Source organism: Morganella sp. HSTU-ASny43, from assembly GCF_022819185.1.
Lineage (GTDB): Bacteria > Pseudomonadota > Gammaproteobacteria > Enterobacterales > Enterobacteriaceae > Morganella > Morganella morganii.
Genome location: NZ_WSPG01000001.1, coordinates 13,973 through 38,601, shown reverse-complemented (window position 1 = coordinate 38,601; position 24,629 = coordinate 13,973). Strand labels below are relative to the sequence as shown.

Genomic DNA, 24,629 nt, shown 5'->3' with positions numbered 1-24,629 from the left:
ATGTTCTGTCGTTATAATCAGGAAAAATCAGCGTGCTGTTTCAGCATCCGCCAGTATCTGCATCAGCTGTTCAGTCTGCTCCGCATTCAGGCTGCTGAATGGCGCTGTGCAGTAGTCTGACTGAATAATGCCCCGCATCTGTAATGCTTTTTTAAAGGTCGGGATAAACGGTGAATGCACGCCGTAAACGGCCATCAGCTGATCCACTTTGCGCTGATGTGCCGCTACGGCAGCCATATCACCTTGTGCAAATGCCGCCATCCAGGAAGCGAAGAACTCAGGCACAATATTGGATAACCCGCCGATACAGCCATTTCCCCCCGCCAGCACAACATGGGCGAAGTTATTGTCATAACCGGCATAAACCTCAAAATGCGGGATCTCTTTTTTTACCGTCTGAATAATCTGCGACGTATGTAATGTATCGGGGATCGTATCTTTCAGCCCGATAATATTCGGATAGCGATCCGCCAGACGCAGACACACCTTCGGTGACACCGAGTAACCGGTACGTTCCGGGAAGTTATAGATAAAAATATTGGCTGACGTTTTTTCCGCGACCGTGCTGTAAAACCGGTAAACACCCTCATCATCCAGCGGGAAATAGTACGGGCTGATAATCATTACCCCGTCCACCCCCTGCTCATGAGCATAGTTCGCCAGCGCGGCTGACTCATTCACATCCGGGCGGCTGGTCCCGGCATACACTTTCATTCCCCCTTTGTCATAACTGCCGCATAACCTGATCAGTGTTTTTGAGCTTTCCATATCCAGTGAAAAAAACTCGCCGGTACTGCCCATAACCACAAATCCGGAGACATGCCCCTTCAGAGAGTCATACACCCGCTGGTTTTGTTCGGTATCAATCCGGCCTTTGTCATCAAAAATTGTTACGGCCGGCGTGATGTAACGGCTTTCCATACCCATATTGTTCATATATACAAACCTCGTTAATAAATAAAAACACAGGTAAGTAATCATGAAACTCTGAGTGAGTCAAATTTTGTACATTCGCTGAAAAAACAGGCTAACAGGCTGTTTTAATTGCGGTTGAAAACTATATCTGCGGAAAAACCCGATCCGGATTGCGGTTATTTATTATTTATCTGTGAGGAGCAGCACATTACGGGAACAATAAAGCGGATTGCCGTGATACCGGCGGGCAATGTCACAAACGGACACCCGGACATGATTTACTTAGCGGGGCTTTATACCTAGAATAACGGCATAAACTGTCAGGGAGGTGAATTGATGTCAACGGAGCATATGCCGACAATACGGGTGTTAGAGGTACTCAGTGTTCTGGCGGCAGAAAACACCGGGATTTCCCTCACGCAGCTGGCCGGAAAAACCGGCATATTAAAAGGCACACTCTACCCGATTCTGAAAACCCTCGCAGAACGCCGTTATATTAATTATGACGAAAACACCCAGCTTTATTTTCTGGGTATCGCCTGCTCGATTCTTTCCCGTTCATTCTTTGAAAAATCGTACTGGCTGAAAATGGTGCACCGCGAGATGAATAATATTGTCAACGAGTGCAATGAAGTGTGCCAGATGGGCATATTAGACGGCCCGGATGTGTTGTATATCGATAAAGTGCAGTCTGCCCAGAAAGTTCAGTTAGTCTCCAATATCGGCACCCGCTTACCGGCGGTTTATTCCGCATTAGGTAAAGCGATGATATGCCATTACAGCGATGATGATATTCTCCGCTTATATCCTGACGGCTTTACCCCGCTGACAAAATACAGTATCACTACCATCGCGGAATTACGTCAGCAGCTGGAAAAGGTCAAAATAAATCATTACGCCACTGACAACCGGGAAATAAACGAAGAAACCCGCTGCTATGCCGTTTCATTACGTCAGCGTAATAAAATTATCGCCGCCATCAGTGTCTCCGTCCCGACATTCCGCAGTAATGATGAAAAAAACAACCAGATTATCAGTGTATTACTCCGCAGCCGCGAACGTATCGAGCAGGAATTGAATACATTGCAGGATGTGGAGTTTTATCAGTAAGGGTAATACAGGCAGGACGTTTTAGTCTGCGGCGTTTTTAATTGAAAGCGGAGCTGAATTGCTCCGCTCTGCAGCCTTTAACTAAAATCAAAATGCAGACGCAATTTTTTACAATGCAGACAGCGGAATAAATATCCCTGAGCATCACTGTCCTTATGTAACAGGCCGGATAATTCTTCAACAAAAAAACCATATTCCTGAATATCATCTTCCAGAGAAACAAATTCATCCAGCCAGTCTTTTATATCATCCCAGCAAACATACCCGATAAATTCACAGGGCTCATTGCAATGTGCCAGCCACACTTCCTGCTGCCATCCCCGGTAACCGGGCGTGCGTTTAACCAGTTCATCCAGCATTTCATCCGGATACGGGTTAGTGGTGTGTGAAAATTCACCATCGTCATCATATTCACAGTCAATTCCTTCCACGCTGGCGCTATCCTGGAATTCACCCTCAAATTTCCGGCTGGCGGAACCATCCGCAATACACCACGGGCATAATGCATCAATATCAGCGACAGAATAAAACGGACTTTCATAGTAAATATCAGTAGTTTGCTGACAGCAATCACACTTAACTATCTTATCGTCTGAAAAAGCACCGGTTCCAAGCGGATCGGGATGATATTTAAAAACAGGTAATTTTCGGTTATTTGGTGTCATGGGGAGTCCTGTTCAGAAGGAAATAAAACCATTGTAATCATTCCGGGAAGCATCAGCTATGATGGCTGACACAGATTTTAAACTGATGCTTTTTATTTTCCATACAAAAAATGATCTTATCATTCAGAATGTTAACTATTAACATCATAAACAGACAGAGTAATTAAAAAAACAAATTTCCTGTTTGCATTAACAACATAACCGCATTAATATTTAATAAATCAGTACAATGTTAAATTGTAAGTATCTCAAAAAACCACAACTCATTTAGTTATGAGGTATGAATTTTGTGTCAGATAACCTACTTAACGAACAGCATTTTCAGGACGATAACACATTTACTGAATAATTTAACGGCAGCATTATCATAAGAAAAACAGTTTATTATAAAATATTAACTGACTTCCTTACCTGAAATTTTCAAGTTCCATTCGTATTTGTTTTTGATTGAATTCCAATGCCAAATATAGATAACACCATGTAACCCCTCTTGATAAAGAGAGCCAAGGCGAACAACAAATGATGCCTGAGCTGAAATAAATAGATGTACTTCATCAGCTTTTTTATTCAATTCTGATATTATAAAACTTACTTCTTTAGTGATATTTTCTTGCTCTTCCTCAGAAGGAAGATTGTCAAATCTGAATCCTGTATCAAGCTGGATATGTAGCGTATGATCGCTCAGGTCTACGGGCAGGTCCGATGGCTGTATATCCATCGTAAATGAAATAGCTAACCCTATCTGATTGTTAACATTCACACTAACAACGGAACTATTTTCTGTTATCTCCCCACTAAATTTCCTAATTAACTTGGCACCGGTTGGGGGGGCATCAAGAAGATGAAAACAATTTTTATTACGATCAAAATCGGATAGTCTTAAAGGCAAGTGACCGTCACGCATTGAGCTACCAATCATATACAAATAAGGAATACTCCCTAGAGCTGCAACATAGGCCACAGTGGCTTCATGGTGTTGTATTCTGTCCTTTATCATCCTTCTGATAAATGTAGACTCTTCGATTACTTTGCTTTTAGTCCTAGAATCAAATGCTTTTAAATCTACGGGGAGAGTTTTGACTTTTTCTCTGGACGAAAGCATTTTTTCTGCTGCATGTGGGTCAATATTTTCAAACCCATATGCACGAATAAAAGCAATATCACGTTTTTGGACATCACGAACAGCCAAGAAGATGCAATACATCAGCACTAACAGTCCTAAAATGGACGCAAAGATCCCAATGTATAGAAACACTTCAGAGCATTTTTGGTAGCTAATAGAAATGCCATCAAAAATATTGATATAATTTTTAAGCAATTGCTCTGAAAAAACCAAGTTCATGCTCCATCCACCGGCTGAAGCTGTTATCCCTCCACTAAACAGCCCTAAACCAATACGAGTGAGTATATCCTTGGGTCTGAAAATTAATTTCAGTATATATAAAATAATTGTTTTATTCATAATCATCCATCAAAACTCATGCCGTAGAAGATTTTCACCTACAAAATAATAAAGAGCCTTTTTCTCTGTACCAATGATTATAAAGAAAAGTTGCTTGTCTTGATTTCTTTCTTTACATTTCCTCCAGTCTCTGATATCAACATTTGAAGCACGAGGAATCCCTTCGGGATGCGTGTGCCATGTGCCGCGATAAACTAATTCACCCCCGGAATCGCGATAATGGGTATCAACTATACGTTGGTGTGCGGGATCCATCAGAGTAAAACTCATTCTTGAGCAGCGATCCCCCTGTTGTGGGACTGTTACATTAACGATTTTATAATGTTCTGTTACAAGGTCTTTACTGCCAATCAGTACACCAAAAGCTTCTGGCATATTTGTATTTATTTGTCGATATTCAAACCAAATATCATTAACATTTTTTAAAATATTGATGCTAAAATTTTCTGTATTTATTTTGAGATGTTCTGAATTATCCATTGCATATATCACATTCAGGATTGTACAAAGGTAATATTTCCAATGAGCGATTGAACGCGTGATACCTTTCGCTCAGTACAAAACCATACTCAATCGCATCTTCTGAGCTACCCTTCCAACTAACTCTCGATGAGACGTTTACTCTATGACTGAGATATTTTACGGCCAGGTCCACTGTAATAAGTGCTGTCAGAGTTGATGATGTATAGGAGTAAGGAAGAAAGGCGTCTCCACATCCTGCATGATTTCTTGTCAAATCTTGGTTTGTGGCAAGAAAGTTAAGATTAGATGATAGCCCACGAGAAAAATTGTCGGAATCAACGTATGCACATCGCAAGCAGCCTGGTGTTCCTGGTATATCAAGAACAGCATGCCCTCCAACTCCATAGCCTTCAACCCATGTATTGATGACAGGAACTTTGATTTTTTCTTTAATCAGATAATCATGAAACATGCGTTCTTGTGTGGGGGACCCTATCGCGATAATGATAAGATCGAATGAAGAAAGAGTCTTGCGATCTCTTAGAGCAAGTAGCTTTGTCATGTCGCCTGTAATCTCTAACCAAGGATATTTACTGTTTAGATTTAACCATAACGCGACTGTTTTTGGGCATGATACAAATGCTGGAGGCAGTATATGCCGATAAAGATTGTTGAGCGATAGTGAATCAGGTATACTGGTATGGGTGCCGTGAAAACTATGGATATCGTACTTTCCACTGTCCCCCTATGGGGATAGGATGAGCTTATCGGAGGGTACCGCAAGGAATGCTTGACTATTACGCTAGATTTATTTGTTCTCAGGATATGAAATATCAATTTAATTAGGTAGTAGCCTGACAAGGAAAGCCCTCAAAATGGCCAAGAAAAACAGAATAGAATCTACGGAATGGTATTCCAGTTAACTAACGAGATACCTAAAAAATTCAGATTTAATTAGTTCTCTTCAGGCTTCGCAGGACAAATTGAGGACACAAAAAAGCCCGCAGGGCTTACGCCATGCGGGCTTTCGACTACATCGGATGACTCTGGTAATCACCGATGGAGAATTTTGGTGGAGCTGGCGGGAGTTGAACCCGCGTCCGAAATTTCTACACCTTCGGTACTACATGCTTAGTCTGGTCTTTACATTCGCTTGCCAGCTGCGGACAGACACGCCACTAACAAACTAGCCCGATTCGTTTTAATGCTTTCTCCCCGGGCAGGAAGTCCACACGATCTCTTTTGGGTTTGACCTCTCTTGATCCCCGTCCTAAGAGCGGAGGCTAGGGAGAGAGGGCTCAGAGCAGGTTATTAAGCTGCTAAAGCGTAGTTTTCGTCGTTTGCGACTATTTTTTTGCGGCTTTTATCGTGGCCAACCGCCCCACGGCATGCACCTTGGGTTTCGCAAATCCCGTCGAATCCAGAATCAGCCCCAAGTTGTGAAACGCAGTATATCAGAAAATCAGTACGGAATACCAGTACTTAACGCCCTGCGTGCTTCATAATTCTTGCTTTGTCTAATTTCCACTCACGTTCACGGATGTCATCGCGTTTGTCGTGTTCTTTCTTACCTTTGGCAATGCCGATTTTGACTTTGCACCAGGCGTTTTTCCAGTACAGCGACAGTGCGACCACGGTGTGCCCGTCACGGTTGATTTTGCCGTACAGGCTGTCCAGTTCACGCTGGTTGAGCAGCAGTTTGCGTGTCCGGGTCGGGTCGCAGACAACGTGGGATGAGGCCACGCTGAGCGGTGTGAAGTTGGCACCAAACAGGAAAGCTTCGCCGTCTCGGAGGATGACGTAGCTGTCCCCCAGGTTAGCTTTACCTGCGCGTAATGATTTGACTTCCCAGCCCTGCAGCGCCAGACCCGCCTCTATCTCTTCTTCGATAAAGTAGTCGTGGCGGGCGCGTTTGTTCAGCGCGATGGTGGCAGAGCCTGGTTTGTGAACTTTTTTCTTTGTCATAATGACCACTATTATACGTTATGCACACCCGAAATAAATTGCTTATTTATCCGTCGCACGGTAAATGCTGCTATTTTAAGCGCCTTTGCGGGTTTTCTGTCCCTGTACGCTGTTTTTAACATGTCAGCGGGATTTGGCAAGTGCTTTTTGTGACAAACATCTTTGTTGTCATTAAGATACATTCTGTCATCAGCGCGTGCCGTATTGTGCATTTATCTCCGCGCCGGAGCACAGTATAATACGATTTAACAGGCGGCGATAATTTCCGCCGTTTCGTGATTTTTGACCGCAGGATGTGTTATGCCGCAAATTAGCCGCTCCGCACTGGTTCCGTTCAGTGTGGAACAGATGTACAACCTGGTGAATGATGTCCGTGCGTATCCGGAATTTTTACCGGGCTGCGTGGGAAGCCGTATTATCAGCCACGAACAGGATGAGATGACCGCGTCTGTGGATGTATCCAAAGCCGGTATCAGTAAAACCTTTGTGACCCGCAATCAGCTGACCAGCAATCAGCATATCCGTATGCAGCTGGTGGAAGGCCCGTTCCGTAAACTGATGGGCGGCTGGTCGTTTATTCCGCTGAGTCCTGAGGCGTGCAAAGTTGAGCTGAATCTGGATTTTGAATTCACCAATAAGCTGGTTGAGCTGGCCTTCGGCCGTATATTTAAAGAGCTGGCCGGTAATATGGTGATGGCATTTACCAAACGGGCAAAAGAGGTTTACCGTGTCTGATATTTCTGTCGAAGTCTGTTATGCCCTGCCTGATAAACAGTTTCTGATCCCGGTGAAAATAAACGAAGGCGCCACGGTGGAAGCCGTTATTCTTGCCTCCGGTATTTTAGCGTTACGGGATGATGTGGATTTAACGCAGAATAAAGTCGGTATTTTCAGCCGTCCGGCAAAACTGACCGATATTGTCAGTGATGGTGACCGCGTGGAAATATACCGCCCGCTGATTGCTGACCCGAAAGAAATGCGCCGTAAACGGGCAGCAGAAGCCAGCCGTAAGAAAAAAGAAGAGTGAGTCTGTATTCCCGCTGATTTCCGGTTTATCTACCGGAGCTGCGGGAAATAACTGTCCAGATTATCCAGCCCCTGCCTTTCCTGTGAAAACGTCACGGTGGTCTCTGTCTGACTGCGGGTAATGGTCAGTATCCACAGGCTGTCAAAATCATCACGCGGCCAGGCCGGCATATCCGAATAGTCCCCGCCGGTCTGTTTCAGAATATCCCTCACCACTTTTATCAGATTATCGTGTTCCCAGACCACAAAGACCGTGTGCCCGTGATGGGCTCTATCCAGCAATGCATCACGCAGGGCTTTGGTTTCTTTGGCGTGAAATTCCAGATGCACCGGCAGTGACAGACGGACAGCCACCGGGGTGATGGTCTGAAGAGAACGCAGCGAATTGCCGAGCTTGCTCTGTTTCGGTGCGGCGGCATACAGGGCATCCGCCTTTCCGTAACGGGCGATCAGAAGATCCGCCAGCGCCAGTGCGCGGTTTAATCCTTTGCCGGTTAACTGGCCGCTGTCGTTATCCGGTTTTTCGCCGTGGCGCAGAAAAACCAGTGTCTGTACTGAATGTGTCATCCGGGTGATACCTGATTTGCAGAATACGGATTTAAGAAACCGGACGTCCATGACAATCCCTTTTGTTTCCGGAAGGATTCAGTGTAATCGCCCGCCGCCGGTTAGCCTACTTTTTTACAGGAATTTTTATTTTTCAGAGAAAATGCACTTTCCTGCTTATGTCAGTATGTTACCCCGCTTATTTTATCGTCATCTTTCATTCTCAGACAGTTTGATCCGTGAAAAAGAAAATAACAGGAAAAAACACGGTTACGCCATTTTCGCCTTCCCGGTCAGGCTTTTTCATTCCGTTGACGGGTACACTATTTCGATGCCATTAATAAGGGAATATAACAGTATTACATAAAGGATATTATTTATGCGCCAGATTACCATCCGCTTAGCCGACCCTTCCGATGCGGCGGCGCTGTGCGATATGCACCAGGATTTTACGTCTTATGCCAATACCTTACAGATGCCATATACCTCGCGGAAGTTCTGGGAACACCGGATGAGCCAGGGTGATCAGTCAGCCACCCGCCTGGTGGCGGTTGTTGACGGCGTGGTGGTCGGACTGCTGGGTATTAATCAGAACAGTAATCCCCGCCGCCGCCATGTGGTGAATTTTGGTATTACGGTAAATAAAAGCTACCGCAGCCAGGGCGTCGGCAGTGCATTAATGCAGGCAATGATTGATTATTGTGATAACTGGCTGGGTATCCGCCGTATTGAATTAGAGGTGTTTGCCAATAATCCGGACGGCCTGGCGCTGTATGAAAAATTCGGTTTTCAGCGCGAAGGGATTGCCCGCGATTATGCATTCCGCGACGGACGCTATGTCGATGCTATTCTGATGAGCCGGATAAACGACCAACCCAAATAACCGGAGAATCCGGAAAGACGAAAACGGAAAATAATGTATGGAACATAAATGGGTCTGTATTCAGTGCGGGGAAAAAGAGATTCCGCAATACGCGGAATATTGTGATGAGTGCGCGGAAAAACGGATGTCACGGATCGGCGGCTGGCTGTGGCTGCCGTTAATTACCCTTTTTCTGTCACTGGGTGCCGGTGGTTACACACTGAGTGAGTGGTATGATTTATATCAGCAAAATGCGGGGTATATTCCTGACCGCGTATTGCAGGTCATGTATATTAATATTGCTTTTACCATACTGACCATGCTGCTGATACTGACAACGCTGTATTATTTCTTCAGGCTCTCCCGTTATCTGCCGAAGCTGTTTATTGCCTTTATTCTTTTTGCCATCGCCTCGGAAGCCATTCAGGAAATCGTTCTGGTTAATCTGCTGGATGTTAATGTTGACTTCACTCTTTATTATCCGCTGATAAGATTGGTTATTTACGCTATCATCTGGATTTCGTATTTCCTGGTGTCTGAACGGGTAAAAAGAACATTTGTTCATTAATTTAAGGGAAACAGTATGAATAAGTTTATTTTTCCGGCAATCGTTTGTGCCGCCACACTGGTCACACTGCCTGCGAATGCAGGTAAACTGCCGGATAATCCTTATTTATCGACTGCGGTACTCAGTAGTGCGGGCAGTGTCTACAGCTCTGTGATGATAAGCGGCGCGATTTTATCGCCGATCATTTTACCGGCTCAGATGAGTGCGGAGTCTGTGGAAAATAATAAGAAAGAAAAAGTCACCACCATCACCGGCAAGACCGATAAAAATGAAGATGTGGCCCTGCTGGTCGCCACTGAAAAACTGGAGAAAACCCCGGTGAATCCGGGTGATAAACTGACACTGGAACCGGCCGAAAAAGGCCCCGGTGCGTATCTGAAAAAGGACGGGAAAATCATTTCCCATATGGTAACTCAGGATGATCGTGAATTAACCCATCAGGAGAAGATGCCATAATATGCGACTGCTGAAATCCGTTTTTGCGGCTGCCCTGCTCACTGCGTCCGGCCTTGCATACAGCGGCAGTCAGAACTGTGCGGATAAATCCCCGCCCACGCCGCAGGAAGCCGCACAGCGCACCGCACAGGCCAAAGTGCTGAATGACTGGCTGGAGAAACAGGGCGACCGGGTCGTTCTGCTGGTCCGTCAGGGTCAGGCACTGAGTGACTACGGGCTGAGCTTTTCCCATGCCGGTTATGCCGTACGGGAAAGGAACGGTACCTGGCGGGTGTATCATAACCTCAACACCTGCGGTACTGCGCAGTCTGAGCTGTGGATCCAGGGACTTTATCAGTTTATTGATGATGACCTGGCCGGAAATACCATTGCCACCCTGCACTTCCCGCCGGCCTTACAGTCCCAGTTACTGAAAGTGCTGCGTGACCCTGAGCTGCGCAAAGCCCTGCACAATCCGGCGTATAATATGGTGGCGCATCCGTTTGCGACCGACAGCCAGAATTCCAACGGCTGGGTGCTGATGGTGTTCGCCGCCGCCCGCTCTCCGGGCGTGAATTCGGTTTCCGCCGGGGTAAACTGGCTGAAATCAGAATTCTATATCGGCTCCTCCGCCGAGGCCGGATTAATCAAACGGGCACTGGCGGACAGCCTGATGCCGCATATGTCCACTGACGGTCAGCCGGTGACCGGTATTGTCACCTTTAACTCCGGCGACAGCCTGCTCGGGTTTCTCAGCCGTTACGGCAAATTCAGGGTTGAGTGCAGTCACGGCAGCTTCGGCAGTGCCGTCTGTATGGTGCCGCTGCCGGAATAATTACCACCCCGGTTATTTTATATCCTGCTGCCATTATTTCTGATGGCAGCATTTTTCGTCGATTTTTTGTTCTCCTTCCCGTTTATGTGATTTCCCGCCCCGCTTTTACCGACAACCTGTCCGTTACATTAAATTTCCTTTTCCTTTTATTTTCATTAATTTAGTTGCAAACAATTACTTTACCAGGCTAATAATAAATCATAACAAGAGCATGGCCTTTTATTTTAAAAACACTTTTTAGCGGCAACTGCCAACACCACGTAAGACAGGGGAAACACCATGAGCAAACACGAAACGTCATCCGCGCCTCCGGCGCATGACCACGATTTTATGTTTACGCCCATACCGATGACACACCGCCGCGAGACCTGGAAACAGGTGCTGGTCTGGATAGGTTTCGGTTATGTGGCAACCGGGTTATTTATCGGCGGCGCCCTGGCCGGGGCCAACGGCGGGCCGGGAATGTCATTTCCGATGGCGCTGCTGGCTATCGCCATCGGGATGGGATTGTTGTTTATTCTCACCTCGCTGCTCGGCATTATGGCGCAACGCACCGGGCTGAGCCTGGCGCTGATCAGCCGTTTTTCCTATGGCCGTTTCGGTGCGAACCTGCCGATGATTGCGATGGGGCTGCTGACCCTCGGCTGGTTTGCGGCAATAACCGGGATGGTCGGGGATATCTGGGGCACGTTCCTGGGTAATCCCAGCGGGATCATCGTCTTTAACCCGGCAGAGCACGGCTACAGCGGAGTGCCGATCACCCTGGAAGTCTTTCTTTCCTGTGTCGTCGCCGGCCTGCTGTTTACGTACACCTCACTGCACGGCATGAAAGGACTGGAAATTATCGCTATTCCGGTATCGCCGATTATTATGATTATCGCCGTGATCACCGGCTATGCCATGTTGCAGGAAGGCGGCGGGTTATCGGTCTTTATTGAGAATTCCAACCGCAATGAAGGGCTGATGCTCTCCACCGCGATCACGATGGTGGTCGGCAGCTGGATTGCCGGGGCGGTGATGGGCGTGGATCTGTTCCGCTTTAATAAGAGTATTTCTGCGGTATTCTGGGGATCGGCAGCCTGTTTTATTTTCACCAACCCGCTGCTCAATGTGGTCGGTTATATCGGCACCATGACGGTCGGGATGCCGAACTACATTACCTGGATGATCGAGAAAAGCTTCCTGCTGGCGCTGATCGGGGTGATCACCTGGACACTGTCACTGTGGACCACCAACGACGCGGAACTCTACTGTAACTCGCTCTATACCGGACCGGTGCTGGATTCCGTCGGGGTGAAAGTGAATAAAAACGTCCTGATCCTGACCACCGGGATTATCGGTACTGTGCTGGGCGCTATCGGTTTTTACCAGATCTTCTTTGCTGATTTTATTAACTATCTCGGCATTATGGCACCGCCGCTGGCCGGGCCGCTGCTGGCGGATTACTACATCACCCGCAAATGCCGCTACGACATCACACAGATTAACAGTCAGCCGAAATACAATTACGCCGGGGTGATCAGTGCGCTGGCCGGGATGGCTTCCGGTCTGGTGATGGCACTGAACAATATTCTGTCTGACTGGCCGACCGGCCTGCTGGCATTAGTTATTACCGTTATTATTTATCTGATATTGCATCCGCTGCTGGCGGCAAAAGCCACCTCACCGGCCACAGGGAGATCATAATGAAAAAAGTTTATCTGAATGAGTTCACCACTGAAGAGCTGAAAAACCGGTTCGATAAGGGCGAAATTGACAGTGCCATTACCATTTTCGGCAGCTGTGAGAGCCACGGCCCGCATCTGCCGCTCGGTCCGGATCTGTTTGTGCCGGAAGCCGTCGCCCGCCGTGCGGCACAGCGTTTATCCCGCACGATTGTGGTACCGGGTGTGCCGTTCGGCACTTCCGCCCACTATAACGGCACACCGATGGCGATTAACATTCGCTTTGAAACAGTGATTGCGATTGCGGAAGATATGTTTGAGAGCCTGATTCAGTACGGCATCAAACACATTTTTGTCTTCAATGGTCACGACGGCAATATTCCGTCGCTGGATATCGCACAGCGGAATGTCAAAGCGCGTCATAAAGATGTGGTCTTTGCGTTCCTGCCGGCCTGGTGGTCCGTACTCGGCGGCCGTCTCGGGGAAAATTTCTTCCGTGAATGGAACGGTCTGGGGCATGGCGGTGAGGGAGAATCTTCCATTACCGCTGCGGTGTGTCCTGATCTGTGCGACCTGAGCAAAGCAGTGCGCCAGATGCCGGAAGACAGCATCCGCCACGGCGATAATGTGCAGATTATGTGGGATATCACCGAGGTTTCGATAACCGGTGCCACCGGCGACCCGACTTACGCCAGCATTGAGAAAGGCGAAAAAATGCTGGATGCCCTGACTGACCTGGTGGTGGAAAGTATTGAGGCGCTGGAAAAAACCAACTGGAATTATGATTTACGCGCTAAGTAAACAGTAAAATGCCCCGCGATGCGGGGCATTTTTTCAGAGTCCGGCAAATTCAGGGATTGGCGGTCGTCCATGTGATTCCAGAAAATCCAGTACCCGGCGCGGGGTGACATTCAGGATGCGCGCTTCAGGAAACTCAATCTCCCGCAGCATGGTCACCACCCGCTCAAAATTCCCCAGATAACCGGCATAGTGGGAGTCCGAACCCAGCGAGATCCAGCCGCCGTAGTCACGCACCGCTTCGGCAATCGCACAGCAGTTTTTCTCGCTGCCCGCCCGCGAATGCAGAAATGAGGAGTTATTCATCTCCAGCGCCACATTGCACTCTTTTGCCGCCTGTACCACCGCCTGAATATCCAGCGGATATTTCGGGTTTCCGGGATGGGTGATTATCTGCACTTTTCCGCTGCGGATAGTGGCGATCATGGCTTCGGTATTAGCGGCCTGTCCCTGCGGCTGCAACACCGGTTCGTGAAAACCGGCGAGAATAATATCCAGCTGCTGCGCCATTTTATCCGTGCAGTCCGTCTCTCCGGCCTGATTTTTAATATTGGCCTCAATACCGTACAGCAGCCCCGCGCCGTTAATCATGCGCGGTAAAACCGGCATATTGGAAAAATGCCACGGATGCGGCCCGTCCGCCATTTCCGGCCCGTGGTCGGTGATCGCAAACAGGGTTATTCCTTTCTCCGCCGCTTCGGTAAAATATTCACGGACGGTACTATAAGCATGGGTACTGGCAACCGTATGGGCATGTAAATCAACCGGATATATCACTCTGCTCTCCTTTCTGCGGTTAAGCACCTCTTAACCCTATCAGATTCTGAAACGGGTCTTCAACCCGGCACACGGATTAACACACTGGCGGGTGTCAGGGTTATCATGCACTTTTTCCGTTCTGTAACAGCTGTTCAATCAGCGCGGGCAGTTCCGGATGGTCTTCATGCCAGACCGTGATCCCGTTTGTCTCAAACAGCGCCGTTGCCACACCGTTGCCGGATTTAAGCGTGCCGTCAAATGCGCCGCTGTAGATCAGACCGCTGCCGCAGGACGGACTGTTAGCTTTAAGGATCACATGCGTGATATTCCGCTGTTGCAGATGCTCCAGTGCCCGCAGTGCGCCCTGTTTAAAGGCATCAGTGACATCTTCGCCGTCACTGCCGGTAACCCGGGCGGTGCCAGCCCAGACATCACAGCCCTCACCGCCGGTGATTTCCGCCGGGGCGCGGGGCACCGGCAGACCGCCGAGGATTTCAGGGCATACCGGAACCGCCATTCCGCTGTTCTGCAGCGCTTTCAGCGGGGCATATAATTTATGGCTGCCGTCGTAACGGACGGCCTCGCCTGCCAGACAAGCACTGATTGCAATCATCATATTCTCGCCGTGTATACCGGTATAATTCAGATAGTGATAATCAATACCTGATAGTAAATAACTTATGAGCGCGGGACAAGCCGGGCAGATGTCTCCTTTTGCCGGAAAAAATGCTAAACTCTGCACGATCACCTATTTAACCGGAGTATACCTCTTTATGCACGCACCCACCCCGTCAGAAAAACCGGTGTTATCCGTTTTTGATTTTGACGGCACGCTGACCCGCCGTGACAGTTTTGTTCCTTTTCTGCGTTTTGCCTTCGGGAAACGTGTTTTTTCCCTGCGGATGCTGCGCCTGGTTCTGCCGACACTGCGCTGCTTCTCACGTAAACTGACCCGCGACGAGCTGAAAGAAGTGCTGATCACCACCTTTCTGACCGGTACCGATGCCCGCTGGGTGGAGAAAAAAGCACAGGAATTTTGTGAACGTTACTGGCATAAGATGATGCGCCCGGAAGGTCTGCGCGCGGTGGCAGCGGAAATTGCATCGGGTGCGGAAGTCACACTCTGTTCGGCATCCCCGGAGCTGGTGCTGCGGCCGTTTACAGAGCGGCTGGGGATCAAACTTATCGGGACTCAGCTGGAAGAAAAAGACGGCATTCTGACCGGGAAAATCAACGGCAACAACTGCCGCTGCGGCCAGAAAATTGCCCGGCTGCAACAGGTTTACGGTGATTTATCCGCTTACCATATGCGTGCCTGGGGCGATTCACGGGGGGATTATGAACTGCTGTATGCCGCAGGCGAACCTCACTGGCGTCATTTTCACCGCAATCCGGCGAAATATGAAAAACGCCGCAAACAGTTTTCATCCCGCTGAAAAACAAAAATGGGCTGTATCATACAGCCCGTCAATAATCACAGCGGCCGTTATTTCGGCATTTGCTGTTCCATCATAGCTTTAGCCCGGGCTAACGCATCAATACCCTGTTTACAGGCTGCATCCTGTGCATCAGCTGGTAATTCCATAAACTGCTTTTTGAAGTGATAATGCAGCACGCCGTAACCGGCAATTTTGCCTTCACACCGCAGCACAAAACAGATTTTCTGCTCAATCCAGCGGCGGATCGCCTCACACCGTTGCGGCTCCTGTGCCGCAACAGTATCAAGGGCAATTAACGCCGTGAGATCCTGTTCCGTTGCCGGGGATATTTCCCCGGCGCTCCGGTTATTTGTCATCATGACGTTCAGGCATCCTCCTGAACAATGCCGGTTCCGGCCGGTTCAGATTTCTGTGAGGCCAGCAATTCAAGCAGTGCATACTGTTTTGCCGTCCGTTGTTCCGCTTTTTCCGCCAGAACAGCGGCTCTCGCCGGATCACTGCTGCTGAGGCGGTTAAAACGCTGCTCCTGATGCATCACCTCCGCCAGGGATTGTGACGGCGGACGGGAATCCAGTACCAGCGGCGCTTTGCCGGTTCCGTCACGACGCGGATCAAACCGGTACAGCGGCCAGAACCCGCTGGCGGTCAGGGCTTTCATCTGGTCGTAACTGAATGCCAGATCATAACCATGCTCCTCACACGGGCTGTAGGCAATAATCAGGGACGGGCCGGGATAGGATTCCGCTTCCTGAATCGCTTTCACCGTCTGATTCATCTGGGCGCCGATGGCTATCTGTGCCACATACACATTGCCGTACATCATCATGGACACGCCCAGATCCTTGCGGGATTTGCCTTTACCCTCCTCCCCGAATTTAGTGACGGCTCCCATCGGTGTCGCTTTTGATTGCTGGCCGCCGGTGTTGGAGTAACACTGGGTATCGAGCACCAGCACATTGACATTCTCACCGCTGCTCAGCACATGGTCGAGCCCGCCAAAGCCGATATCATAAGCCCAGCCGTCACCGCCGATCAGCCAGACGGATTTCGGCAGAAGGTAATGCGCATCCTCTGACAGCTCACGGGCTCGCGGATCCGGGTTATCCGCCAGTAATGTCCGCAGTTCCGTGATAGCCGCACGTTTTTCATCCGCAGACAGTGTCTCATCCGCCAGCCGCTGCCGTAATTCATCAGGCAGTTGGGCCGCAAAGGTCATCAGCAGACGTTTCACCCGTTTTTTGTGCTGGTCAGCCGTCAGGCGGAACCCCAGCCCGAACTCGGCATTATCCTCAAACAGCGAGTTGGCCCAGGCCGGACCGCGTCCCTCTTTATTGGTGGTGTACGGCGTGGTCGGCAGGTTACCGCCGTAAATAGAAGAGCAACCGGTGGCATTGGCGATCAGCAGTTGTTCGCCGTACAGCTGGGTCAGCAGTTTGATATACGGCGTTTCACCGCAGCCCGCACAGGCGCCGGAGAATTCAAACAGCGGCGTGATAAGTTGTGATGTCCGGATATCAATGCGCTCAAGCCGGGATGCGGGAGTGTCCGGCAGTTGCAGGAAGAAATCAAAGTTGGCTTTTTCCTCTGCCAGGTGCGCCAGCCGCGGCTGCATATTAATGGCGCGGACGGACGGATCCTCCCGGTCTTTTGCCGGGCAGACCTCATAACAGAGATTACAGCCGGTGCAATCCTCCGGGGCGACCTGAAGGACATAATCCATCCCTTTCATATCGCGGGATTTAACCGGCAGACGCTGCAGTGTATCCGGTGCACCGCTGAAATCCGCGGGATCGGCCACTTTGGCGCGGATAGCCGCATGCGGACAGGCCGCGACACAATAGTTGCACTGGGTACAGAGAGACGGTTTCCAGATGGGGATCATCTCTGCGATATTGCGTTTTTCCCAGCGGGTGGTGCCGGAAGGCCAGGTGCCGTCCGGCGGGAATGCCGATACCGGCAGGGCATCGCCGCGTCCGGCCAGCATCATGGCAGTGACGGTTTTGACAAAGTCCGGCGCGTTATCCGGCACGACCGGCGGACGCGGCTGACTGTGCGGATCCACTGCCTGTAACGGCACGCGGTGCAGTGCTTCCGGGGTGCGGGCTATCGCCATCAGGTTATCCTGAACGACACTTTCCCCTTTTTTGCTGTAGCTGCGGATGATCGCCTGCTGTAAATAAGACTGAATTTCCGCCGCCGGTAACAGAGCGGTCAGATGGAAAAACGCCATCTGCATAACGGTATTAATCCGCGCACCGAGGCGGCATTCACGGGCAATGCGGTAGGCGTTGATAACATACAGCTGCGCCTGTTTCTCCGCCAGAATCGCCTGAACATCCTGCGGGATATGGTGCCAGACCTCATCTGCCGGATACGGGCTGTTGAGCAGGAAAATCCCGCCCGGCGCCAGTTTTTCCGCCATTTCATATTTGTCGAGGAACTGCCACTGATGACAGGCAATAAAATCCGCCTGCCGGATCAGATAGGTAGCGCGGATCGGCTGTTCGCTGATGCGCAGATGAGAAACGGTAAGGCCGCCCGCCTTTTTCGAGTCATAGACAAAAAAGCCCTGGGCGTAATTATCTGTGTGACTGCCGAGGATCTGAATGGCATTTTTGGCCGCCGAAACCGTACCGTCACTGCCCAGCCCGTAAAACAGCGCACTGAGGCGGTGTGTGACCGGCAGCTCCGCCGGAACCGGTGCCAGGGACAGCCCGGTGACATCATCAATAATACCGGACGTAAAGCGGCGTTTCGGCGAGGTTAACGTCAGTTCGCGGAAAATCGCCATCACACAGTCCGGGTCAAACTCTTTGGATGACAGCCCGTAGCGTCCGCCGATAATACGCGGCAGCTGTGCCCGTTCCCCGTTCTGATACGCTTCGGCAAAGGCGGTCATCACATCCAGATAGAGCGGCTCCGCCTGGGCACCCGCTTCTTTGGTCCGGTCGAGCACAGCAATGTGCTGCACACTGTCCGGAATGGTATCGAGGAAATGCTGTGCGGAGAACGGCCGGTAGAGATGCACTTCCAGCACGCCGACTTTTTCGCCCTGCGCAATCAGTTTGTCTGCCACTTCCTCCGCCGGACCTGCGGCAGATCCCATCAGGATAATCAGGCGCTCTGCCTGCGGATGTCCGTAATACGTAAACGGCTGATAATAACGGCCTGTCACCTCACCAAATGCAGCCATCGCATCCGTCACATGCTGATAAACCGCGTCATACCACGGGTTAGTCGCCTCACGGGCCTGGAAATAGGTATCCGGATTGGCAGATGTGCCGCGTATTACCGGATGTTCCGGCGATAGTGCTCTGTCGCGGTGAGCGCGGATCGCCTCTGCCGGGATCAGTCTGCTCAGCTCCGCACGGCTGACAGCAATAATTTTGTTCATCTCATGAGAGGTACGGAAACCATCAAAGAAATGAATAAACGGCACGCGGCTGTTCAGTGTGGCTATCTGTGAAATCACCGCAAAGTCCTGAGCCTGCTGGACGCTGTTGGCACACAGCAGAGCACAGCCGGTCTGACGCACCGCCATCACATCCGAGTGATCGCCGAAAATAGAAAGGGCGTGAGTCGCGACCGTCCGCGCCGCCACATGCAGGACAAACGGGATCAGCTGACCGGCGATTTTATACAGGGACGGGATCATCAGCAGCAATCCCTGGGAGGACGTGAAAGTGGTCGACAATGCGCCGGTCTGAAGTGCGCCGTGAACGGTGGCAATGGCTCCGCCCTCTGACTGCATTTCCATCATGCGCGGGACATCGCCCCACAAATTGGGTTCCCCAGTCGCGGACCAGTGGTCAGCATATTCGGCCATGGTGGAACTCGGGGTAATAGGATAGATGGCGATCACTTCATTCAGCTGATACGCCATCCGGGCCACCGCCTGATTGGCATCAGTGGTGATCATGCTATGTATTTCGTTACTCACAATAAGACCCTTCATTTTTATTATTTTTTACAACATAACAGAATAAAAAATGCCGGATTATCGTGATTGTGGTTTGTTATCTGTCTGTAAGCGCGGTTTACTCCGCCGCCGTCAGTACATATTCCGCCGCTTCACAGCGGTATATTTCCGTGACCTGCGGACGGTCGCGCAGTGCCGGGAGTGAATCATCACTGACACTGAGGCGGATCCCCAGACCACAGGCTTTGCCCAGTGACGGCGGGATATCCGTCACGGTGAAAGGCTGCCCGGCCGCTGTGAGATGCTTGCGCATCGCCACCACACCGAGCATATTTTCAAATAAAATCAGATAGTCATTCATGAACGGATATCCCCGGAGGTCATGACGGCCTGTTTCTGTAACTGACAGATGCCGTAAATGGCCGCACCTATAGCACCGGCAAACTGCCCGTCCGGATGCGTGATAACCTCCGCCCCCAGGTGCTGTGAAAGCCGCTCACAGAACGTCTGACTGCGGCTGACGCCGCCGCTGAACAGCACAGACGGCACAGTACTCAGCCGCTTGGCAAACCCGGCGGTACGTTGTGCCATTGAATTCACAATTCCCGACAGAATCGACTCCGGCTCCACCCCGGCAGATCGCAGGCTGATCACTTCCGATTCGGCAAAGACCGTACACATGCTGGAGATAGCATGCGGCTCAATCCCGCGGATGGTGTCATCCACCGCCGTGATATCCGTGCCGAGTGTCCGGCTGATCACATCCAGAAAACGCCCCGTCCCGGCGGCACATTTGTCGTTCATCAGAAAATCCGTGAGATGCCCCTGTTCATCAAGCCGGATCACTTTGCTGTCCTGGCCGCCGATATCAATGACCGTGCGGGTCTGCGGATGCAGCCAGCGCGCCCCGATACCGTGACAGGAGATTTCCGTGACCTGTTTGTCCGCAAAGTCCGCCAGCTTGCGGCCATAGCCGGTGAGGGTCAGATACGGTTTGGTGTCACATTCACCGCAGAGGGTTTCCCAGGCTTCCAGAATCGCGGACTGCGGCCGGAACGGAGTCGGGATCAGGAAGCGGCGCAGGATCACGCCGCCGTCTTCATCACTGAACAAAATCCCTTTGGTGGCCGTCGAGCCCGAGTCAATACCGATACTCAGCATGACGCCTCCTTATAACATCTCAATAAAAGCGGCAATGCGGGTAGCAAGCTGACCGGTGTCAGAGGTGGAATAATCTGTCTCAATCGCCATATACGGGATATCGTGTTTTTCACGGATATGCCGGTTTATCAGCAGCGATTCCACCGCATAGGTGTGACAGGCCTGGAGGATCACATCAATCACCCCGTCCACCTGATAGTCCTGCACCATCTCACTGAGCATATTCAGACGCTGTGTGTTCGGTGAAATACAGGAGCAACCGATAGCAAGGTATTTTTCGGTCAGGGCATCATAAACATCGGCCTGCGGATTTTCATCCACACACTGTTCAGTGGCTTTCGCGCCTGTGCAGTTTTCATAACCGACCACCCAGCCGCCGTTCTCTTCGATAATCCGCACCACTTTTTCCGCCGCCCCGCCAATCGGGCAGCCGGTGATCAGAATGCGCGGACGCGGATCCAGCCGTTTACCGGCAGCATATTCCGCACGCACTTTGGCGGTCAGCGTTTCCAGCTCGCCGATCAGAGCGCGTTTATCAAATTTGAAGGTGGCACCATAGACCACACTGAGGATCTCACGGCCGGTCATCGCAGGCGGATTGAGTTGCCCGAGGTGGTAAAATTCGGTTAATGCACGGCGTTCGCGGTTGCGCAGATCGATAGCATCACGGATCCCCTGCTCTGTAATTTCACAGCCGAACTGCGCTTCCAGCCGTTTCTGAAAACGGATGATTTCCGAGCGCCAGAGCGCGACAGATTCCGCACTTTCACTGTTATTCGGCAGCTGCATCACATGGACAGGTTTAAATTCCGCCATATATTCATACATTTTCTTTTTGCCGTCGCAGGTGGTTTCACCGACCACGATGTCAGAAAAATAGAAGTAGGGGCATTTATCGGTTTTACCGAATCCGTAGCTGCTTTTGATCAGAGGACATAAGTTGCGGGGTAAGGTTTTTTCCGCTTCTTCAATGGTTTCATCACTGGTTGAACAGAGGGAGACAACCGCTGCACCGGCGGCCATAGCAATCTCCTGCGGCATAAAAGTGCAATAGGTTCCCACCAGCGGGACACCCTGCTCTTTCAGTTCCATTACAGTGAGAAAGCCCTGTTGGCGGGCATCGGAGAAATCAGAAAAGATCGACGGAAGTTGTGTGACTAATGACATAAGTAGACCTACCATTATCATTATTAAAGTGTGGCGCCAGAGTAGACCTATTAATAATAAGGATAATTGAGGTAAATCATATTCAGGGTGAATATCCCTGACGGGACTAAATTAACGTGATCTTAAATCACAACGCCCGGCAACGGAATTATCTGGCACCCTGCGTTGTCAGTCAGTAAGCTTCAGGGTAATCATAAACCTGACTGATATTTTACCCTGAGAGCTTCCTGATGATGATAACCCCCCACCGTACAACCACTGATACGGCTTCCTTTCACCTGACTCAGACGTGCTGTTTATAACAGCCGGATGCTGACGGAGGATATATGTTAACAGGAATGAATCATCTGACCCTGGCGGTCGCCGATTTGGATCGCAGCCTGCATTTTTACCGCGATATTCTGAAAATGACGCTGCATACCCGCTGGAAATACGGGGCTTACCTGACCTGCGGAGAACTGTGGATCTGTTTATCGGCAGATCCGGAAATCATTCACCGGCCTATTCATCAGGGTTATACCCACTACGCTTTCACCCTTCCTCCTGAGCAGTTCCCGGCCTTCCGCTCGCTTCTCGCCGCTCATCAGATAACACTCTGGAAACGTAACCGCAGTGAAGGTGATTCCGTCTATTTTCTTGACCCGGACGGGCATCAGCTTGAGGCGCATTCCGGCGGAATACAGCAGCGGCTGGATGCCTGCCGCGAAGCGCCGTATGAAGAGATGATATTTCCGGCACCCGGGCAGATTAATGTGTAAGATGGGATAAATCCTTATCTTACGGAGACACTGCTATGTCTGATTACCCAGCCGTTCCCGGTGTGCTGTTTGTCGCCGGTTTTGGTCCGGTGACCCGCGACCCCGCCCGCAGCAAACATTTTTTTGCGGATACCGTCGGCCTGCCGCTCAGTGAATCTGAAGGCGTGGCCGATTACCTGACCGCCGATCACAGCCTGCACGGTGTGAAACACTTCGCGCTCTGGCCGCTCAGCCACGCTGCGGTCTCCTGTTTCGGGCAGGACAGCTGGCCGCCGTCACATCCGGTGCCGCAGGCGTGGGTCGAGTTTGAAGTGCGCGACCTGGCAGCGGCCACGGAATTTTTACAGTCACAGGGCTATCCGCTGCTGGTGGCAAACAGAACCGAGCCGTGGGGACAGTCCGTCACCCGTCTGCTCAGCCCGGAAGGTTTACTTGTCGGGCTGACTATCACCCCGTGGCTGCGGGATAACACCGGCGAATAACCGCCGGTGCCGGGTTGCTGCTATCTGCTACTGACGCAGACTGACAGCAATCCGGTTAAAGGCATTCATCAGCCCGGCCGCGATTGTCAGATCACTCATTTCCGCATCAGAAAAATGTGCCTTCACACGCTGCCAGGTTGCATCATCAGTATTCTGAGCCGATAACAGTGTGACCGCTTCCGTCCATTCCAGCGCCGCCCGCTCGCGATCACTGAAACGTTCACTCACGCGCCAGCCCGCCAGTGCGTCAAGTTTCTCCTGAACCATGCCCCGTTTGCGCAGTGCCGCCGTGTGCATTTCCAGACAGAATGCGCAGCCGTTAATCTGGGATACCCGCAGATACACCAGCTCAACCAGTTCAGGGGATAACGCGCTGCTTTCCAGTGCATTTTTACAGGCAATCAGCCCCGCATACGCTGCCGGACTGAGTTTCGGATAAGATAAACGTAGTGATGACATAACAGACCTGCCTTGATCAGAGTGAAAAAGTATCCCGGAAACCGGGCGCTATACCCGGCAATAATACCTGGTGATATAACCAGTCACCCCGCTATATTATGGATAAATTCACAGTATCGTTATCGTCATTGTGTGGTGGCGGTTAAAACGGTCCTTTAAAAATAAAGAAAGCCCCGGCGGCAATAAATCCGAAACCGATAAGGTGATTCAGCGTGATGCTTTCACCCAGATAAGCGACAGAAAATACCATAAAGACACACAGAGTGATCACTTCCTGCATGGTTTTCAGCTCGGCGGCACTGTAGTACTGATGTCCTATCCGGTTGGCCGGCACCGCCAGACAATATTCCGCCAGCGCAATCAGCCAGCTGAAAAAAATCACCGCAATGAGTGGCTTACCGGCAAACTTCAGGTGTCCGTACCAGGCAAACATCATAAAAATATTGGAGAGAACAAGCAGAAAAATCGGGAGAAACTTCGCCAGCATAGGGGGATCCGTCAGTAAAAAATGATATCAGCCGCTATTTTACGCCGATCTCTGATAAACGGATATATGATCCGGATGATAGTTACGGAAACAAACTTTCCCGCTATGTACTTATAAAATTTGCATTTTACGCGTATTCAGCCCTTTATTCTTTCCGCTGATTTCCGGAAGATTGTACTGAACTGATTGTGCGGATAACCGCATCCTATTACACTTAATATTTGTAAAAACAACTATCCTGTTTATGCGTTTATTAACTTTCTTATTATTTTTTGTCTCTTTATCCGGTTATGCCGCCGGAGGGTCACTGAACGGCTATTACAAATGTGAGATTTCATCCGCCAGTTATCAGCGAAAACAGGGCGCAATGCGCGATTTTTATTTTCCGGATAAACAGCGTGAATCCGTCGTTCTGTTTCATAATGACCGCTTTACGGTGCTGGATACGCAACCGTCCCCCTATCATTCCCCGGCACTGACACCGATTAAACAGTTTGCCACCATGTCAAAGCAGGATTTACAGGAGATCGGCGAAGATACCCTGATTTATGCCGGTACCTTCAGCGGACTCGCTTATTTCACACCGTCACAGCGGCGCTTTGTTTTCGGCTTAAATAAACGCACCGGCGGTAATAACGGCTCATTTCTGCTGGAACTGCAAAACTGCCGCCGGACAACACACTGA

Annotated in this window: 29 protein-coding genes and 1 other RNA gene; 13 read left to right on the top strand and 17 right to left on the bottom strand. The window is 50.3% G+C overall.

Going from position 1 to position 24,629, the window contains the following annotated elements; genetic code table 11:
- Positions 1-27: 27 nt before the first annotated feature.
- The gene (locus GN208_RS00225; RefSeq protein ID WP_170950685.1) at positions 28-921 is read right to left on the bottom strand and encodes a dihydrodipicolinate synthase family protein; all 894 of its coding nucleotides are present in this window, start codon (positions 919-921) and stop codon (positions 28-30) included.
- 330 nt (positions 922-1,251) lie between these two features.
- Here GN208_RS00225 and GN208_RS00220 point away from each other — a divergent pair, with 330 nt between their 5' ends.
- The gene (locus tag GN208_RS00220) at positions 1,252-2,025 is read left to right on the top strand and encodes an IclR family transcriptional regulator (RefSeq protein WP_243828264.1); all 774 of its coding nucleotides are present in this window, start codon (positions 1,252-1,254) and stop codon (positions 2,023-2,025) included.
- 77 nt (positions 2,026-2,102) lie between these two features.
- Here GN208_RS00220 and cbrC read toward each other — a convergent pair whose 3' ends face one another.
- From cbrC to smpB, 6 genes are all read right to left on the bottom strand, one after another.
- Positions 2,103-2,690, bottom strand: a complete 588-nt coding sequence (gene cbrC, locus GN208_RS00215) for a PF03691 family colicin E2 tolerance protein CbrC (RefSeq protein ID WP_004237014.1) — start codon at positions 2,688-2,690, stop codon at positions 2,103-2,105.
- A 394-nt stretch (positions 2,691-3,084) separates the two neighbouring features.
- A complete protein-coding gene (locus GN208_RS00210; protein ID WP_015422601.1) occupies positions 3,085-4,152 on the bottom strand; it encodes an SAVED domain-containing protein in 1,068 nt (355 codons plus the stop codon).
- 9 nt (positions 4,153-4,161) lie between these two features.
- Positions 4,162-4,632 (bottom strand): Mov34/MPN/PAD-1 family protein, encoded by a 471-nt coding sequence (locus tag GN208_RS00205; RefSeq protein WP_015422600.1) that lies wholly within the window; start codon positions 4,630-4,632, stop codon positions 4,162-4,164.
- Positions 4,625-5,176 (bottom strand): hypothetical protein, encoded by a 552-nt coding sequence (locus GN208_RS00200; RefSeq protein WP_243828263.1) that lies wholly within the window; start codon positions 5,174-5,176, stop codon positions 4,625-4,627. Before GN208_RS00200 ends, GN208_RS00205 begins: the two co-directional genes overlap by 8 nt.
- A 508-nt stretch (positions 5,177-5,684) precedes the next feature.
- Positions 5,685-6,048, bottom strand: a transfer-messenger RNA (tmRNA) gene (gene ssrA, locus GN208_RS00195).
- 48 nt (positions 6,049-6,096) lie between these two features.
- Positions 6,097-6,579, bottom strand: a complete 483-nt coding sequence (gene smpB, locus GN208_RS00190) for an SsrA-binding protein SmpB (RefSeq protein ID WP_004238509.1) — start codon at positions 6,577-6,579, stop codon at positions 6,097-6,099.
- Between the two features lie 300 nt (positions 6,580-6,879).
- Here smpB and GN208_RS00185 point away from each other — a divergent pair, with 300 nt between their 5' ends.
- Both GN208_RS00185 and GN208_RS00180 read left to right on the top strand, forming a co-directional pair.
- Positions 6,880-7,314, top strand: coding sequence for a type II toxin-antitoxin system RatA family toxin (locus GN208_RS00185; RefSeq protein WP_004238510.1), 435 nt, complete (start codon positions 6,880-6,882; stop codon positions 7,312-7,314).
- Positions 7,307-7,606, top strand: coding sequence for an RnfH family protein (locus tag GN208_RS00180; protein WP_015422599.1), 300 nt, complete (start codon positions 7,307-7,309; stop codon positions 7,604-7,606). The genes GN208_RS00185 and GN208_RS00180 overlap by 8 nt, the downstream gene beginning before the upstream one ends.
- A gap of 29 nt (positions 7,607-7,635) precedes the next feature.
- On the opposite strand, the gene GN208_RS00175 is transcribed toward GN208_RS00180, so the two are convergent.
- Positions 7,636-8,172 (bottom strand): histidine phosphatase family protein, encoded by a 537-nt coding sequence (locus GN208_RS00175; protein ID WP_225806401.1) that lies wholly within the window; start codon positions 8,170-8,172, stop codon positions 7,636-7,638.
- A gap of 358 nt (positions 8,173-8,530) precedes the next feature.
- On the opposite strand from GN208_RS00175, the gene GN208_RS00170 reads away from it, so the two are divergent.
- From GN208_RS00170 to GN208_RS00145, 6 genes are all read left to right on the top strand, one after another.
- Positions 8,531-9,034 carry a GNAT family N-acetyltransferase gene (locus GN208_RS00170; RefSeq protein WP_004238515.1) on the top strand — a complete coding sequence of 168 codons (504 nt, stop codon included), beginning with the start codon at positions 8,531-8,533 and terminating at the stop codon, positions 9,032-9,034.
- A gap of 37 nt (positions 9,035-9,071) precedes the next feature.
- The gene (locus GN208_RS00165; RefSeq protein ID WP_004238516.1) at positions 9,072-9,581 is read left to right on the top strand and encodes a DUF2569 domain-containing protein; all 510 of its coding nucleotides are present in this window, start codon (positions 9,072-9,074) and stop codon (positions 9,579-9,581) included.
- Between the two features lie 15 nt (positions 9,582-9,596).
- Positions 9,597-10,037 carry an STM0539 family protein gene (locus GN208_RS00160; RefSeq protein ID WP_004238517.1) on the top strand — a complete coding sequence of 147 codons (441 nt, stop codon included), beginning with the start codon at positions 9,597-9,599 and terminating at the stop codon, positions 10,035-10,037.
- A 1-nt stretch (position 10,038) separates the two neighbouring features.
- Positions 10,039-10,851: a DUF2145 domain-containing protein gene (locus GN208_RS00155; RefSeq protein ID WP_004238518.1), complete on the top strand. Its 813-nt coding sequence runs from the start codon at positions 10,039-10,041 to the stop codon at positions 10,849-10,851.
- 279 nt (positions 10,852-11,130) lie between these two features.
- Positions 11,131-12,537, top strand: coding sequence for a cytosine permease (locus GN208_RS00150; protein ID WP_015422598.1), 1,407 nt, complete (start codon positions 11,131-11,133; stop codon positions 12,535-12,537).
- Positions 12,537-13,316 carry a creatininase family protein gene (locus tag GN208_RS00145; RefSeq protein ID WP_004238521.1) on the top strand — a complete coding sequence of 260 codons (780 nt, stop codon included), beginning with the start codon at positions 12,537-12,539 and terminating at the stop codon, positions 13,314-13,316. Before GN208_RS00150 ends, GN208_RS00145 begins: the two co-directional genes overlap by 1 nt.
- Positions 13,317-13,349: 33 nt before the next feature.
- On the opposite strand, the gene GN208_RS00140 is transcribed toward GN208_RS00145, so the two are convergent.
- Both GN208_RS00140 and GN208_RS00135 read right to left on the bottom strand, forming a co-directional pair.
- Positions 13,350-14,087, bottom strand: a complete 738-nt coding sequence (locus GN208_RS00140; protein WP_048884216.1) for a phosphatase — start codon at positions 14,085-14,087, stop codon at positions 13,350-13,352.
- A gap of 106 nt (positions 14,088-14,193) precedes the next feature.
- Positions 14,194-14,688 (bottom strand): DUF523 domain-containing protein, encoded by a 495-nt coding sequence (locus GN208_RS00135; protein WP_004238523.1) that lies wholly within the window; start codon positions 14,686-14,688, stop codon positions 14,194-14,196.
- Between the two features lie 157 nt (positions 14,689-14,845).
- Between GN208_RS00135 and GN208_RS00130 the strand changes: the two genes are divergently transcribed.
- Positions 14,846-15,508, top strand: a complete 663-nt coding sequence (locus tag GN208_RS00130; RefSeq protein WP_015422595.1) for an HAD family hydrolase — start codon at positions 14,846-14,848, stop codon at positions 15,506-15,508.
- A gap of 50 nt (positions 15,509-15,558) precedes the next feature.
- Here GN208_RS00130 and GN208_RS00125 read toward each other — a convergent pair whose 3' ends face one another.
- The 5 genes from GN208_RS00125 to GN208_RS00105 form a co-directional block, all read right to left on the bottom strand.
- Positions 15,559-15,870 carry a DUF5339 family protein gene (locus GN208_RS00125; protein WP_004238525.1) on the bottom strand — a complete coding sequence of 104 codons (312 nt, stop codon included), beginning with the start codon at positions 15,868-15,870 and terminating at the stop codon, positions 15,559-15,561.
- 5 nt (positions 15,871-15,875) lie between these two features.
- Entirely contained in the window at positions 15,876-19,430 is a 3,555-nt protein-coding gene (gene nifJ / locus GN208_RS00120) for a pyruvate:ferredoxin (flavodoxin) oxidoreductase (RefSeq protein ID WP_004238526.1), read from the bottom strand.
- 118 nt (positions 19,431-19,548) lie between these two features.
- The gene (locus GN208_RS00115; RefSeq protein WP_004238527.1) at positions 19,549-19,791 is read right to left on the bottom strand and encodes a putative Se/S carrier-like protein; all 243 of its coding nucleotides are present in this window, start codon (positions 19,789-19,791) and stop codon (positions 19,549-19,551) included.
- Positions 19,788-20,591 (bottom strand): acyl-CoA dehydratase activase, encoded by an 804-nt coding sequence (locus GN208_RS00110; RefSeq protein WP_004238528.1) that lies wholly within the window; start codon positions 20,589-20,591, stop codon positions 19,788-19,790. Before GN208_RS00110 ends, GN208_RS00115 begins: the two co-directional genes overlap by 4 nt.
- Before the next feature lie 9 nt (positions 20,592-20,600).
- A complete protein-coding gene (locus tag GN208_RS00105) occupies positions 20,601-21,758 on the bottom strand; it encodes a double-cubane-cluster-containing anaerobic reductase (protein ID WP_004238529.1) in 1,158 nt (385 codons plus the stop codon).
- 326 nt (positions 21,759-22,084) lie between these two features.
- Here GN208_RS00105 and GN208_RS00100 point away from each other — a divergent pair, with 326 nt between their 5' ends.
- Positions 22,085-22,516: a VOC family protein gene (locus GN208_RS00100; RefSeq protein WP_004238530.1), complete on the top strand. Its 432-nt coding sequence runs from the start codon at positions 22,085-22,087 to the stop codon at positions 22,514-22,516.
- 35 nt (positions 22,517-22,551) lie between these two features.
- Positions 22,552-22,998 (top strand): VOC family protein, encoded by a 447-nt coding sequence (locus GN208_RS00095; RefSeq protein WP_004238531.1) that lies wholly within the window; start codon positions 22,552-22,554, stop codon positions 22,996-22,998.
- Between the two features lie 27 nt (positions 22,999-23,025).
- Here the strand turns inward: GN208_RS00095 and GN208_RS00090 are convergent, their stop codons facing one another.
- Together GN208_RS00090 and GN208_RS00085 are read right to left on the bottom strand one after the other, a co-directional pair.
- A complete protein-coding gene (locus GN208_RS00090; RefSeq protein ID WP_004238532.1) occupies positions 23,026-23,457 on the bottom strand; it encodes a carboxymuconolactone decarboxylase family protein in 432 nt (143 codons plus the stop codon).
- A 142-nt stretch (positions 23,458-23,599) separates the two neighbouring features.
- Positions 23,600-23,944, bottom strand: a complete 345-nt coding sequence (locus tag GN208_RS00085; RefSeq protein WP_004238534.1) for a DMT family protein — start codon at positions 23,942-23,944, stop codon at positions 23,600-23,602.
- A 244-nt stretch (positions 23,945-24,188) separates the two neighbouring features.
- On the opposite strand from GN208_RS00085, the gene GN208_RS00080 reads away from it, so the two are divergent.
- On the top strand, positions 24,189-24,629 hold the full coding sequence (locus GN208_RS00080; RefSeq protein ID WP_004238535.1) for a hypothetical protein: 441 nt from the start codon (positions 24,189-24,191) through the stop codon (positions 24,627-24,629).